This is a genomic window from Marinobacter sediminum (assembly GCF_016820575.1).
GTDB classification, from domain to species: domain Bacteria; phylum Pseudomonadota; class Gammaproteobacteria; order Pseudomonadales; family Oleiphilaceae; genus Marinobacter; species Marinobacter sediminum.
On the sequence record NZ_JAEMQH010000002.1, the window covers coordinates 468,164 to 480,239 of the forward strand.

At 56.8% G+C, this 12,076-nt stretch carries 13 protein-coding genes; 8 read left to right on the forward strand and 5 right to left on the reverse strand.

Features of this window, described 5'->3' with window-relative positions:
* Window position 1 precedes the first annotated feature (1 nt).
* From FGO67_RS08990 to sthA, 6 genes are read left to right on the forward strand one after another with little or no spacing between them, the layout of a single operon-like run.
* Window positions 2–667, forward strand: a complete 666-nt coding sequence (locus FGO67_RS08990; RefSeq protein WP_041341889.1) for an NADH:ubiquinone reductase (Na(+)-transporting) subunit D — start codon at window positions 2–4, stop codon at window positions 665–667.
* A complete protein-coding gene (nqrE, locus tag FGO67_RS08995; protein WP_041341886.1) occupies window positions 667–1,275 on the forward strand; it encodes an NADH:ubiquinone reductase (Na(+)-transporting) subunit E in 609 nt (202 codons plus the stop codon). The genes FGO67_RS08990 and nqrE overlap by 1 nt, the downstream gene beginning before the upstream one ends.
* A 37-nt stretch (window positions 1,276–1,312) precedes the next feature.
* Entirely contained in the window at window positions 1,313–2,539 is a 1,227-nt protein-coding gene (gene nqrF, locus FGO67_RS09000; RefSeq protein WP_203300393.1) for an NADH:ubiquinone reductase (Na(+)-transporting) subunit F, read from the forward strand.
* A 9-nt stretch (window positions 2,540–2,548) separates the two neighbouring features.
* A complete protein-coding gene (locus FGO67_RS09005; RefSeq protein ID WP_203300394.1) occupies window positions 2,549–3,598 on the forward strand; it encodes an FAD:protein FMN transferase in 1,050 nt (349 codons plus the stop codon).
* A gap of 41 nt (window positions 3,599–3,639) precedes the next feature.
* The gene (gene nqrM / locus FGO67_RS09010; protein WP_203300395.1) at window positions 3,640–3,888 is read left to right on the forward strand and encodes a (Na+)-NQR maturation NqrM; all 249 of its coding nucleotides are present in this window, start codon (window positions 3,640–3,642) and stop codon (window positions 3,886–3,888) included.
* A gap of 58 nt (window positions 3,889–3,946) precedes the next feature.
* Window positions 3,947–5,338 (forward strand): Si-specific NAD(P)(+) transhydrogenase, encoded by a 1,392-nt coding sequence (gene sthA / locus FGO67_RS09015; protein WP_203300396.1) that lies wholly within the window; start codon window positions 3,947–3,949, stop codon window positions 5,336–5,338.
* Window positions 5,339–5,345: 7 nt separating this feature from the next.
* On the opposite strand, the gene FGO67_RS09020 is transcribed toward sthA, so the two are convergent.
* From FGO67_RS09020 to dusA, 5 genes are all read right to left on the reverse strand, one after another.
* On the reverse strand, window positions 5,346–6,146 hold the full coding sequence (locus FGO67_RS09020; RefSeq protein WP_203300397.1) for a glycerophosphodiester phosphodiesterase: 801 nt from the start codon (window positions 6,144–6,146) through the stop codon (window positions 5,346–5,348).
* Complete coding sequence (locus FGO67_RS09025) at window positions 6,143–7,270, reverse strand: 3-deoxy-7-phosphoheptulonate synthase (RefSeq protein ID WP_203300398.1); 1,128 nt, start codon at window positions 7,268–7,270, stop codon at window positions 6,143–6,145. Before FGO67_RS09025 ends, FGO67_RS09020 begins: the two co-directional genes overlap by 4 nt.
* 45 nt (window positions 7,271–7,315) lie before the next feature.
* A complete protein-coding gene (locus FGO67_RS09030) occupies window positions 7,316–7,762 on the reverse strand; it encodes a tellurite resistance TerB family protein (RefSeq protein ID WP_203300399.1) in 447 nt (148 codons plus the stop codon).
* Window positions 7,763–7,806: 44 nt separating this feature from the next.
* Window positions 7,807–8,772 carry a transaldolase gene (gene tal / locus FGO67_RS09035; protein ID WP_203300400.1) on the reverse strand — a complete coding sequence of 322 codons (966 nt, stop codon included), beginning with the start codon at window positions 8,770–8,772 and terminating at the stop codon, window positions 7,807–7,809.
* A gap of 117 nt (window positions 8,773–8,889) precedes the next feature.
* Window positions 8,890–9,948 (reverse strand): tRNA dihydrouridine(20/20a) synthase DusA, encoded by a 1,059-nt coding sequence (dusA, locus tag FGO67_RS09040; protein ID WP_203300401.1) that lies wholly within the window; start codon window positions 9,946–9,948, stop codon window positions 8,890–8,892.
* Between the two features lie 420 nt (window positions 9,949–10,368).
* On the opposite strand from dusA, the gene FGO67_RS09045 reads away from it, so the two are divergent.
* On the forward strand, window positions 10,369–10,977 hold the full coding sequence (locus FGO67_RS09045) for a hypothetical protein (protein ID WP_203300402.1): 609 nt from the start codon (window positions 10,369–10,371) through the stop codon (window positions 10,975–10,977).
* 350 nt (window positions 10,978–11,327) lie between these two features.
* Window positions 11,328–12,008: an Abi-alpha family protein gene (locus FGO67_RS17085; protein ID WP_203300403.1), complete on the forward strand. Its 681-nt coding sequence runs from the start codon at window positions 11,328–11,330 to the stop codon at window positions 12,006–12,008.
* Window positions 12,009–12,076 lie beyond the last annotated feature (68 nt).

The following is a 12,076-nucleotide window of genomic DNA, read 5'->3' on the forward strand; positions in this document are numbered from 1 at the left end:
CATGGCAGATGCATCGGCCAAACAGGTTCTCTTCGAACCGATTTTTAGCAACAACCCGATCGCGCTGCAGATCCTCGGTATCTGCTCCGCGTTGGCGGTAACCACCAGCATGAACGTGACTATCGTTATGTGTCTGGCGGTAATCGCGGTAACGGCATTCTCTAACCTGGCGGTATCGCTGGTTCGGGCTCAAATCCCGGGCAGCATCCGTATCATCGTGCAGATGACCATCATTGCCTCCCTGGTAATCGTGGTTGACCAGATCCTCAAGGCCTACGCCTACGAGATCAGCAAGCAGCTGTCCGTATTCGTTGGCTTGATCATCACCAACTGCATCGTGATGGGTCGTGCCGAAGGCTTCGCCATGAAGAATGGCCCCTACCTGAGCTTCCTCGACGGTATCGGTAACGGTCTCGGTTATTCCGTGCTGCTGCTGTTCGTGGCGTTCTTCCGGGAGCTGCTGGGCGCGGGCTCATTGTTTGGTGTAACACTGCTGCCGACGGTTAACGAAGGTGGCTGGTACATCCCGAACGGTCTGTTGCTGCTGCCGCCGAGCGCGTTCTTCATCATCGGTCTGGCAATCTGGGGCCTGCGGGTCTGGAAGCCGGAGCAGGTTGAAGAGGCGGATTACAAGATGTCTCGCCACACCGCCAAGGAGGCCTTCTGATGGAACATTATATCAGCCTGATTGTTAAGGCCATTTTCGTTGAGAACATGGCCCTGGCTTTCTTCCTGGGTATGTGTACCTTTTTGGCGATCTCGAAGAAGATCGAGGCAGCTACCGGTCTGGGTATCGCGGTCGTGGTGGTTCTGACCGTCACCGTGCCGGTGAACAACCTGCTGTACAACAGCATCCTGCGCGAAGGCGCCCTTGAGTGGGCCGGTCTGCCGAACGTAGACCTGAGCTTTTTGGGCTTGCTTACGTACATTGGGGTAATCGCGGCGATCGTACAGATCATGGAAATGGTACTCGACAAGTACATTCCAGCGCTCTATGCGGCCCTCGGTGTGTTCCTGCCACTGATCACGGTGAACTGCGCCATCCTGGGTGCGTCACTGTTCATGGTTGAGCGGGACTACACCTTCGGTGAGAGTGTGGTGTACGGATTCGGTGCCGGCGTGGGCTGGGCCCTGGCCATCATTGCGCTGGCCGGCATTCGCGAGAAGCTGAAGTACAGTGACGTTCCGGAAGGCCTGCGTGGCCTGGGTATCACCTTCATCACTGTGGGTCTGATGTCCCTGGGCTTTATGTCCTTCTCCGGCATCTCTCTGTAACTCACCCGGTGATTCGGTTTAACGAAAAGGCGAGACCATGAATACAGAAATTATTCTCGGCGTGGTCATGTTCACCGTTATCGTTCTGGCTCTGGTCGCAGTGATTCTTGCGGCCCGCTCCAGGCTGGTAAGCACCGGTGACGTGACAATTGAGATCAACGACGATCCCGAACACACCATGAAAACCGGTGCGGGCGGGAAATTGCTGGGCACCCTGGCAAACCAGGGTATCTTCCTGTCCTCCGCGTGCGGCGGTGGCGGTACCTGTGCCCAGTGCAAATGTAAGGTGTTCGAAGGCGGCGGCGCCATGCTGCCGACCGAGAAGACCCACTTCACCAACCGGGAAGAAAAGGAAGGCTGGCGCCTGTCCTGCCAGGTTCCGGTGAAGCAGGACATGAAGATCGAAGTACCTGAAGAGTTCTTCGGCGTGAAGAAGTGGGAATGTGAAGTGGTGTCCAACCACAACGTGGCCACCTTCATCAAAGAACTGGTACTGAAGCTTCCGGAAGGCGAAGAAGTAGACTTCCGCGCTGGTGGCTACGTGCAGCTGGAGTGCCCTCCGTACGAAATCGATTTCAAGGATTTCGACATCGAGGAAGAGTTCCACGAAGACTGGGACAAGCACAACATCTGGCGCTACAAGGCGATCAACAAGGAAGAGACCATCCGTGCGTACTCCATGGCGAACTACCCTGAAGAGAAGGGCGTCCTGAAGTTCAACATCCGGATCGCGACTCCGCCTCCAGGAACCGACCACAACCCAGGTATCATGTCTAGCTACGTGTTTAACATGAAGCCGGGTGACAAGGTTACCGTGATGGGGCCGTTCGGTGAGTTCTTCGCCAAGAAGACCGATGCCGAAATGGTATTCATCGGCGGTGGTGCTGGCATGGCACCGATGCGCTCGCACATCTTTGACCAGCTCAAGCGTCTGAACTCGAAGCGTAAGATCAGCTTCTGGTACGGTGCTCGAAGCGTCCGCGAAATGTTCTACGTGGAAGACTTCGACATGCTGCAGGAAGAGAACGAGAACTTCGAGTGGCACGTGGCGCTGTCCGACGCACTGCCCGAGGACAACTGGACAGGCGAGACCGGCTTTATCCATAACGTCCTCTATGAGAAGTATCTGAAAGATCATCCGGCTCCGGAAGACTGTGAGTTCTACATGTGTGGGCCCCCAATCATGAACGCATCCTGCATCAAGATGCTGAAGGATTTGGGTGTTGAGGATGAAAACATCATGCTGGATGACTTTGGGGGTTAATTAGCTCCAATGACATCCCGCATGCTTCAACCCGTCAGGGTGGGTTTTGTTGGCGCCATGTTGGCGCTGGCAGGGCTCGCTCTGGCGGGTTGTTCGTTTGAGCCAGAGGAAAAAGTCTGGGAAATCTCCGGGCCGGTGTTTGGCACTGAATACCACATCAACGTGGTGCTGCCAGACGATCAGGCCCGGCTGGAAGCCCTGGCGGCCGGAATTGAGGGCGAGCTGGAGAAAGTGGATGCGTCCATGTCCACCTGGCGCGCGGATTCCGAGCTGTCGCAGCTGAACCAGGCCGAAGACCAGTCCCAGTGGATGCCGCTGTCAGACCCGCTGTATGAAGTATTGCAGCGGGCTGAGGCGATCTCAGAGCTGACCCGCGGTGCCTTCGACGTCACCATTGGCCCGGTGGTTAACCTCTGGGGCTTTGGCCCCAAGGCACGCCCGGAGCAGGTTCCGTCCGATCAGGAACTGGCGGAGGTACTTGCTGTCACGGGGTACGACAAGCTGGAGCTCCGCGAACAGCCACCGGCGCTGCGGGCCGAGGAGCCGCAGTACATTGATCTCTCTGCTATCGCCAAGGGCTACGGGGTTGACGCCGTTGCCCGATACCTCGACAGTGAGGGGATTAAGGCATACTTGGTAGAGATTGGTGGCGAAGTCCGTGTAAATGGGCGCAAACCCGGGGGAGATGCCTGGCGTTTAGCGATTGAGGAACCAACCTCCGATGCCCGCCAGGTGAATCGCATCGTCGCGCTGGAAAGCAGCGCTATGGCGACATCTGGCGACTATCGTAACTATTACGAATCGGAAGGGCACCGGTTTTCCCATACCATAGATCCTGTAACCGGGCGTCCTATCAAGCACAATCTGGCCTCGGTAACGGTGATTGCCGAAGACTGTATGTCGGCGGATGCCCTGGCCACAGGTTTTAACGTGATGGGCTTTGAACAAGCGCAAGCCCTCGCGACCCGGGAGAACATCCCGGCCTATTTTATAATTCGGACGGAAAACGGCTTCGAAACACATCAAACGCCGGCGTTTTCGTCTTACGTTACTCAGTAGCATCGCTCAATCATGAGTGTTGCTCATAAAAGGAGGGCAGCATGGGTACCTTTCTTCTGGTTTTGTTTATCGTGGTTCTGCTTGTAGCAGCCATGTCCATCGGTGTGATCCTCGGACGCAAGCCGATCAGCGGTACCTGTGGCGGCATTGGCGCTCTGGGTATCAGCCAGTCCTGCGATATCTGCGGTGGCAGCACCCAAAAGTGTGAGGAAGAGAACGAACGCCAGGCCCAAGACAGCGGGCAGGCCGAGGCTCTCACCTACGACGCCACCAAGGCCGACAAGCACTGACACGCAATCAATAACAAAGATCCAATTTTCACGACGTAGATAAGGAGTCACTGCGCGCATGGCAGAACATCATTACGACGTCGTCGTTATCGGCGCTGGGCCTTCAGGTGAAGGCGCGGCGATGAATGCGACGAAGCACGGTAAACGTGTCGCGATCATCGAAGACAAGGCCACCGTCGGCGGTAACTGCACCCACTGGGGGACCATTCCCTCCAAGGCGCTGCGTCATTCGGTGAAGCAGATCATCACGTTCAACACCAACCAGATGTTCCGCGATATCGGCGAGCCGCGCTGGTTCTCCTTTCCCCGGGTGCTGCAGAACGCCCAGAAGGTTATCGGCAAGCAGGTGAAGCTGAGAACCCAGTTCTACGCCCGCAACCGGGTAGACCTGATCAACGGCCGTGCCTCGTTCGTGGACAAGAACCGGCTGGAAATCCGCGGCAGCAAGGCGGTTGAACATATCCACTTCAAGCAGGCGATCATTGCCACCGGCTCACGCCCGTACCTGCCGCCCGATGTGGATTTCCGTCATCACCGCATCTACAACTCGGATACCATCCTGAACCTGTCCCACACCCCGCGCACGCTGATCATCTACGGCGCTGGTGTTATCGGTTCAGAGTACGCTTCGATCTTTGCCGGCCTGGGTGTGAAGGTAGACCTGATCAACCCGACCAGTCGCCTGCTGTCGTTCCTGGATGACGAGATCTCCGACGCGCTCAGCTACCACCTGCGCAACAACGGGGTTCTGGTACGCCACAACGAGCAGTATGAGAAGGTGGAAGGCGACGACCACGGTGTGGTGCTGTCACTGGTATCCGGCAAGAAGATTCGCGCCGACGCGTTCCTGTGGTGCAACGGCCGTACCGGCAACACGGACTCCCTGAACCTCGATAGCGTGGGGCTGGTGCCCAACGGCCGTGGCCAGCTGTCGGTGGATGAGCACTACCGGACGGAAGTCGAGAACATCTACGCCGCTGGAGACGTCATCGGTTGGCCGAGCCTGGCCAGTGCCGCCTACGATCAGGGCCGTTCGGCGTCCTCCGACATCGTGAAGGATGAGTACTTCCGCTACGTCTCGGACGTGCCGACCGGTATCTACACCATCCCCGAGATCAGTTCCGTGGGTAAAACCGAGCGCGAATTGACCGAAGCGAAGGTGCCGTATGAAGTAGGCCAGGCCTTCTTCAAAGACCTGGCCCGGGCGCAGATTACCGGCGATGCGGTGGGTATGCTGAAGATCCTGTTCCACCGTGAAACCCGCCAGATTTTGGGCATTCACTGCTTCGGGGATCAGGCGGCGGAAATCGTCCACATCGGACAGGCGATCATGAACCAGGAAGGGGAAGCCAATTCCCTGAACTACTTCATCAACACCACCTTTAACTACCCGACCATGGCAGAAGCCTACCGGGTAGCCGCCCTGAACGGCCTGAACCGGATCTTCTGATCCGGCTTCAGCCGCTGGTGGGCAGCGCCGTGTCGTTGCCCGTCACAGACTCTGATTTGGATTGGGGCAGGGGCATCAAGGCTCTGGCCCGGTTGTCGAAGAACATCCGGGTGCTGGTCGGATAATCGGTAATGATGCTGTCCACCCCCATTTCCTCCAACTGCAACATGTCGTGTATGCGGTTTACCGTCCAGGTAGACACGTGCATGCCCCGGCGGTGCGCGTTCGCCACGATTTCCTTCGAACACAGCTTCCAGTTTAAACACAGGTAGCTACAACCAAGCCGCGTCGCCACGTTCAACGGCCGTGGGAACTTGCGCTCTGCCACCAAGCCAATCTGAATGTGCTTGTTGCGCCGACGGATTTCCTTCAGAAACCAGGTGTCTGACGAGGTAATGGTGGCTGTCTTGTACAGATCTCGGCGCTGAATGATCTCGGTCAGGCGGTTGCACAGAATGTTCAGGCGCTGCCGGTTGTCTTTCTTTACCTCCAGCTGCAGGTGCTCCAGATCGTCAAACTGGTCCAGCAGGTCTTCCAGGGTGGGAATGCCAATCTTGCGGGGCCAGGAGCTGGTGTTGCGCCGGGCGTCCATATCGGCCAGTTCGGCGGCCGTGAAGTTACTGACCTCACCGGTATGACTGGTGGTGCGAGTAACGCTCAGATCGTGCACCAGCACGGGCTTGCCGTCTTTCGAAAGCACCAGATCCAACTCAAAATGCCGGATGCCATGGCGGTAGGCATGAATAAATCCCGGCATTGTATTTTCCGGCGCCTCGCCTTTGGCGCCTCTGTGTCCGTAAACAATCATTCTGGTGGTTCACCTTGAAGGCGTTGGTAAATGGCCTGGCGTTTGGTCCAGGTGTCGTGGCATAGCCGGATATCTTCCAGATAGGCGGGTAATTCGTTCATCAACAAAGCCTGGGGGCCGTCCACCAGTGCCCGTTCGGGTTTCGGGTGGAAGTCCACCAGCACCATGTTGGCACCGGCAATCACGCCCTGTGCGGTGGCGTGCATTACATCCAGAATGCCGTCCGGGGCGCGGTCCCGGCTGCCCACCGAGTGGGATGGGTCTACACACACCGGCATCCGGGTGAGCCGCTTCACCGCCGGCACATGGGCAAAATCAACCATGTTGCGATGCGGTTGCCCGGCCTCAGTCTTCATGCCCCGCAGGCAGAAGATCACATTGGCGTTACCTTCGCTGGCCAGGTACTCGGCGGCATTCAGGGATTCGTTCAGGGTGATACCAAAACCGCGCTTGAGCAATACGGGATACTCACTTTGGCGGCCAATCGCTTTCAGCAGCTCAAAGTTCTGGGTATTCCGGGTGCCTACTTGCAGCATCACCCCGGTCGGGCGGCCCAGGCGTTCCAGGCAGGTATCGATTTCCTCGATGTGGCTCTCGTGGGTAATCTCCATGGCAATCACCTTGATGCCATGCTTGCCTGCCTTCTCGAACACCCAGGGCAGGCAGCCCTTGCCGTGGCCCTGGAACGAGTAGGGGTTGGTACGCGGCTTGTAGGCGCCCATGCGGGTACAAACCTCGCCATTCTCCTGCAGGGCCCGCATCATCATGTCCACGTGTTCCGGCACGTCGACTGCGCACAGCCCGGCAAACACGTTCAAGTTGGACTGATTGAAGTCTACGCCGTTGTAGGTGAACCCGCTCTGGCGCCGGTCATCCTTGTGACGGCCCAGAATGCGGTAGTCATCGGAAATGCGAATGGCTCGCTCAACCGCCGGCAGCGCCTCGATTTCTTCCTTGTTCAGGCCCTTGGTGTCGCCAAGCAGGTAGATTTCCGTGAGCCGCTGGGTGGTGCCCTGTACCTCGTGCACCCGCACCGATACCCCGGGCAGGTTCTCCAGGTAGTGCATGGTCTGGCGGTAGGCGTCGCTGTCCAACCCGGTGTTGGGATGAAGAATGGCTAGCATACAGTCTCCTTTGTGTTAGCCGGCACGCTCGTCACCCGGCACTCGTTATCCTGAATTCTCCGCCCGGTGCCGCGCCTGCATGTATTCCCGGTGATTAAGATGCAGCAGGTCCGCCATACGGCGAATAAGGTGTTCTTCGTACTTGTCGATTCGGCCATCAGCAAAGGCCACACGCCAGATACTTTCCAGCAGCGACTGCTTGGCGTGCTGGTCCAGATGCTCGTTGATCTGCCCGGTAAACTCGTACATTGAGGTGGCGTCGTCGGCGTGGTCCAGGGCGTCCTGCAGGATCGCCTCGGCCTCGTCCCGGGTTACCTGATGCGCCTTAACTGCGCAGTCCACAATGGTTTGCAGCTCGCGCTCGTCCTCGTTGTGGTCCGCCCGGGACAACTGCACCATCAGGGCGGTGGCTGCCACGGCCAGTTGGTGGTTGTCCGGCTCCTGATTCTCCGACTCCGGTGCGGCAAACAGCTTTTTCAATTGATCTAACATGTTGGGGCAGTCGCACTCCTGTTACGTTGCAAACAGTGTTGGTTTCAGGCCGCTTTGGCCAATTGGCGCACCCGCTGTTCCAGTTCTATCTGATCCGCGGTGAAGCGGCGAATGCCATCGGCCAGTTTCTCGGTGGCCATGGCGTCTTCGTTGGATTCCCAGCGGAACAACCGCTCGTTCACTGTGCCCAGCTTATCCGGCGAGCTTACGCCCTCGGCCGACAGTTTCCGGCTCAGCGGTGCGGTGTCATCCTGCAGCTCCTGCAGCAGGGCCGGGCTGATGGTCAGCCGGTCGCAGCCTGCCAGCATTTCAATCTCGCCGGTGTTGCGGAAGCTCGCGCCCATCACCACGGTGTTGTAATCATTGGCCTTGAAGTAATTATAGATCCTGGACACCGACAGCACGCCCGGGTCTTCCGCCGCCGGGTAGCTGTCGCGGCCGCTGTTGGCCAGGTGCCAGTCCAGAATCCGGCCGACAAATGGCGAAATCAGGAAGGCACCGGCCTGGGCGCAGGCGGCCGCCTGAATGAACGAGAACAGCAGAGTAAGGTTGCAGCGGATGCCTTCTTTTTCCAGCTGTTCCGCCGCCCGAATGCCCTCCCAGGTGGCGGCAATCTTGATCAGCACCCGGCTGGTGTCCACGCCTTGCTTGTCATACAGATCAACCAGACGACGGGCCCGCTCCAGAGTGCCGGCGGTATCAAACGACAAACGCGCATCCACTTCGGTGGAGACTACGCCGGGAATCAGGTTCAGGATTTCCCGCCCGGCCAGCACCGCCAGGGTATCAGTCGCAATGGTCAGCTGTTCGGCGTCGGAGCCACCGTGGCGACGGGCATCGGCAACGGCTTTATCCAGCATCGGGCGATAGGCGTCTGAGGCGGCAGCTTTCAGCAGCAGGGAAGGGTTGGTGGTGGCATCTTGCGGGCGCCATTGGGCAATGGCGTCGATGTCGCCGGTGTCGGCCACCACGGTGGTCATGGTCTTCAGTTGTTCAAGCTTGTTGGTCATTCGTGCTGTCGTCCCGATTGATCTGTTATTGAGGCATCCGACTCCCAGATGCTGGTGATTCACCTACAATAACGGGCTGGTTTGACAGGGACAAGACAACCAAAGCCTCGGGGCCAATTAAGCTTCTGCAATAACCGCCGGTTCCGGCTCCCGGACTTTCCCCAGGGCAGTCTGAATCACCTCAAGCCCGGCCCCGGACTTATGGGCATTCTCGCTGATATAACGGCGGAACTGACGCCCGCCCGGCTGGCCGTGAAACAGGCCCAACAGATGCCGCGATATGTGGGTGAGGTACACACCACGCTCGAGCTCGCTCTGGATAAACGGGTACATGGCCCGCAGTGCGTCATGGCGGGTGAGGGTAGAGGCCGGTGCACCGAAGAACTCACTGTCCACACTGGCCAGCAGCCAGGGGTTGTTATACGCCTCCCGGCCCAGCATTACGCCATCGGTGTGTTGCAGGTGCTCGTGGCACTCGTCAAAGGTTTTGATGCCGCCGTTGATGATGATCTCAAGGTGCGGGTATTTCTGCTTAAGGGCATACACCCAATCGTACTTCAATGGCGGCACATCGCGGTTTTCCTTCGGGCTCAGGCCCTCAAGGATGGCGATGCGGGCATGCACGATGAACGTGCGGCAGCCAGCCGCCGAAACCTTCTCAATGAACTCGCACAGATCATCCCAGGATTCCCGGCCATCAATACCAATCCGGTGCTTCACCGTAACCGGCAGGCTGGTGGCCTCAATCATTGCCCGAACCCCTTCGGCCACCTTGTCCGGGTGGCCCATCAGGCAGGCGCCAATCATGTTGTTCTGCACCCGATCACTGGGGCAGCCCACATTCAGGTTCACCTCATCAAACCCAAACTGCTCCGCCAGTTTGGCGCAGTGCGCCAGCTCACCGGCATCACTTCCACCCAGTTGCAACGCCAGCGGATACTCCGCCGGCTCATGGCGCAGGAATCGCGAGGTGTCGCCATGAATCAGGGCGCCGGTAGTGACCATTTCGGTATACAGCAGCGCATGGCGGCTCAACTGGCGAGCCAGGTAGCGGAAATGACTCGTCGTCCAATCCATCATAGGCGCGACGCTGAAGCGGCGGGAGAAGTTCTCGCCGTGGAAACCTTGCACGGTGGTGGAGTTAGAAGCGCTTTGGAGCGGGGTGTTCTCAGTCATGAATCACTCTGGGGTACAAGTTCGGTGTTCAAATGTGACGCCCATTGTAACAGGAATGGAAACCGGGCTGCCGTAGGGCTTTGGCGAAGGGGAAGTGCGTTCGGTGATTAGTCTGCTACGCTTCGTGGGAGTCAGGGTAGGCGGAGATATACGTCAAATGTCGCAAAATATCAGGCCCGTTATTACAACCTTTTGAAAAATATGGAATAGTTCGGAAGCATTAGTGGAAACAAGCGAACTCGCGATTCTGTAGTTTTGGGACAAAGTGCGCTTATTTGGGGAAGCTTGGGACGTTGCCTTAGTCAGTTAGTGCCTCAGTATCAAGAGCTTACTGTGTGCATGGCGGACTTAAAAGTTGGAAATAAGCGCGACGTGATAGGTGTCATTTGTCACTGAATTAGCTGTTAGTTGGTAGTGCACATGGAGTATGTCGTTAACATCATTGATTCAGTAGCGTGGCCAGCGGCAGTTATCTGGCTAGGTTACTTGTTTCGCTCGGACCTTCGAAAGCTGCTTGGTCGCGTGACATCTCTGAAATACAAGGATGTCGAAGCAAGCTTTGAAAAAGAGCTCGCTGCTGCAGAGGAAGAGGCAAGAAAGGCGTTACCGAAGAAGGAGAAGCCATCATCTCTAGCAGACGAGGAACCCGTTTATCCTCCCCCTTATGATGAGCGATATGAGCGTTTGCTTCGCATTGCCGATGAGTCGCCCCGCGCGGCTTTGCTCGAAGCATGGGTTGAGGTGGAGGCATCTCTTTCCGAAGCCGCAGAGAGAAACGGTATCCAAAGCTCTCGCAGGATTTCCCCTCGTAAGGTTGTTCTTGAGCTAATCAATACCGGAGGTTATGCGAAAACATTGCTTCCGTTTTTTGAGGATCTTAGAGGATTGCGCAACGAAGCTGCTCATGCTCCCTATTTTGTGCCGACGAGTAAACAGACACGCAGGTACCTGCAAATGGCGATTGAGCTTGCTCTCACTTTGCAGAATCCATTGGAACCAACTAACCAGTCACGCAAGGCGGACGCGTGAGACGCGCCGCTTCGTTCAACGTTAATGGCCAAGGCTTTCGAGGGATTCAGGCAGTAGAGCAGGGAGTTGCTTTCAAATGTTCACTTCAGTTCAACTCTTCTCCCCGCAAAACACTGCAAAATCCGCGAGTTTCGTGTTCTGGTTCCTCGCGCCATGGGCTAGGGTCAGTGCAAGCTATTTGGTAAAGGGCATTCGGGTTTGGGTGCCAGGGAGAAACTGCCGGGTAACCGGCCATTAACAAGCCGCTGTAGTACGCGGCCGATGGCCGCCGGACGGCCTTTTCATTGCGGCTACGCCTCCATTACAAGGCCGCCGCTAAGCTCAGCGTTAAACAATAAAGTGAGTCTCTAGTGTCTGATGATAAGTCTCTTGACCTGACGGGTGCCGGTAAGATTGCGGAGGCAATACCTGATTCTGCTTGGGTACAGTTTGTAGATACGGCATGTACGACCTTCAAGGATGTTTTAGCCCCACTAACGAGTTTAACTAGTGGGGTTGGTCGCCTTATTGAGTCAAAGTTTGATCGGCTAGTCGATGCTGAAAAAGTCCTCGCGGCAGAAATGATGAGCAGTGCCGATAAAAAGGCCAAAAAGCGTAAGAAAACGAATCAATCGCGGCGCCCGCTTAATGCAAGTTTGATGATTGACGCCATAGAGCAGTCAGCAACTGAGACAGACCCGATAATTCGAGAGTTGTGGTCGAATCTATTAGCTGAGGAACTCTCTGAAGGCAATGCGCACCCTGAATTCGGAAGAATTCTTGGGCGTCTAAGTGGGCAGGATGCCCAAATTCTCGCAGATATCGCAGAACAAGAGGCTGATAGAAGTGTGGCTTTTAAGAAGGCTGCAAACAGCTTTATGGCAAGTATCAGTGTGCTGGGCATTAGCCTTGAGCTAAAGCAGGACGGTAGCTTTAACCATGAGCATTTAAGGTCTCTTGGTCTTATTCAGAGACAGTCCGGTGCTTGGGAGCTTACGCTTACAGGAAAGGCATTCATTCACGCGGTTAGTGATAACGATGAGGATTCCTAACCTTTGTTTAACAAGGCCAGGTACGGCGACGGCTACTACATTGCGGCTTCGCCTACATTCCGCAGCCG

Bases quoted from the DNA above. Each gene is read 5' to 3' on its own strand.
- FGO67_RS08990 (WP_041341889.1), top strand. From the start codon at position 2: ATGGCAGATGCATCGGCCAAACAGGTTCTCTTCGAACCGATTTTTAGC.
- nqrE (WP_041341886.1), top strand. From the start codon at position 667: ATGGAACATTATATCAGCCTGATTGTTAAGGCCATTTTCGTTGAGAAC.
- nqrF (WP_203300393.1), top strand. From the start codon at position 1,313: ATGAATACAGAAATTATTCTCGGCGTGGTCATGTTCACCGTTATCGTT.
- FGO67_RS09005 (WP_203300394.1), top strand. From the start codon at position 2,549: ATGACATCCCGCATGCTTCAACCCGTCAGGGTGGGTTTTGTTGGCGCC.
- nqrM (WP_203300395.1), top strand. From the start codon at position 3,640: ATGGGTACCTTTCTTCTGGTTTTGTTTATCGTGGTTCTGCTTGTAGCA.
- sthA (WP_203300396.1), top strand. From the start codon at position 3,947: ATGGCAGAACATCATTACGACGTCGTCGTTATCGGCGCTGGGCCTTCA.
- FGO67_RS09020 (WP_203300397.1), bottom strand. From the start codon at position 6,146: ATGATTGTTTACGGACACAGAGGCGCCAAAGGCGAGGCGCCGGAAAAT.
- FGO67_RS09025 (WP_203300398.1), bottom strand. From the start codon at position 7,270: ATGCTAGCCATTCTTCATCCCAACACCGGGTTGGACAGCGACGCCTAC.
- FGO67_RS09030 (WP_203300399.1), bottom strand. From the start codon at position 7,762: ATGTTAGATCAATTGAAAAAGCTGTTTGCCGCACCGGAGTCGGAGAAT.
- tal (WP_203300400.1), bottom strand. From the start codon at position 8,772: ATGACCAACAAGCTTGAACAACTGAAGACCATGACCACCGTGGTGGCC.
- dusA (WP_203300401.1), bottom strand. From the start codon at position 9,948: ATGACTGAGAACACCCCGCTCCAAAGCGCTTCTAACTCCACCACCGTG.
- FGO67_RS09045 (WP_203300402.1), top strand. From the start codon at position 10,369: ATGGAGTATGTCGTTAACATCATTGATTCAGTAGCGTGGCCAGCGGCA.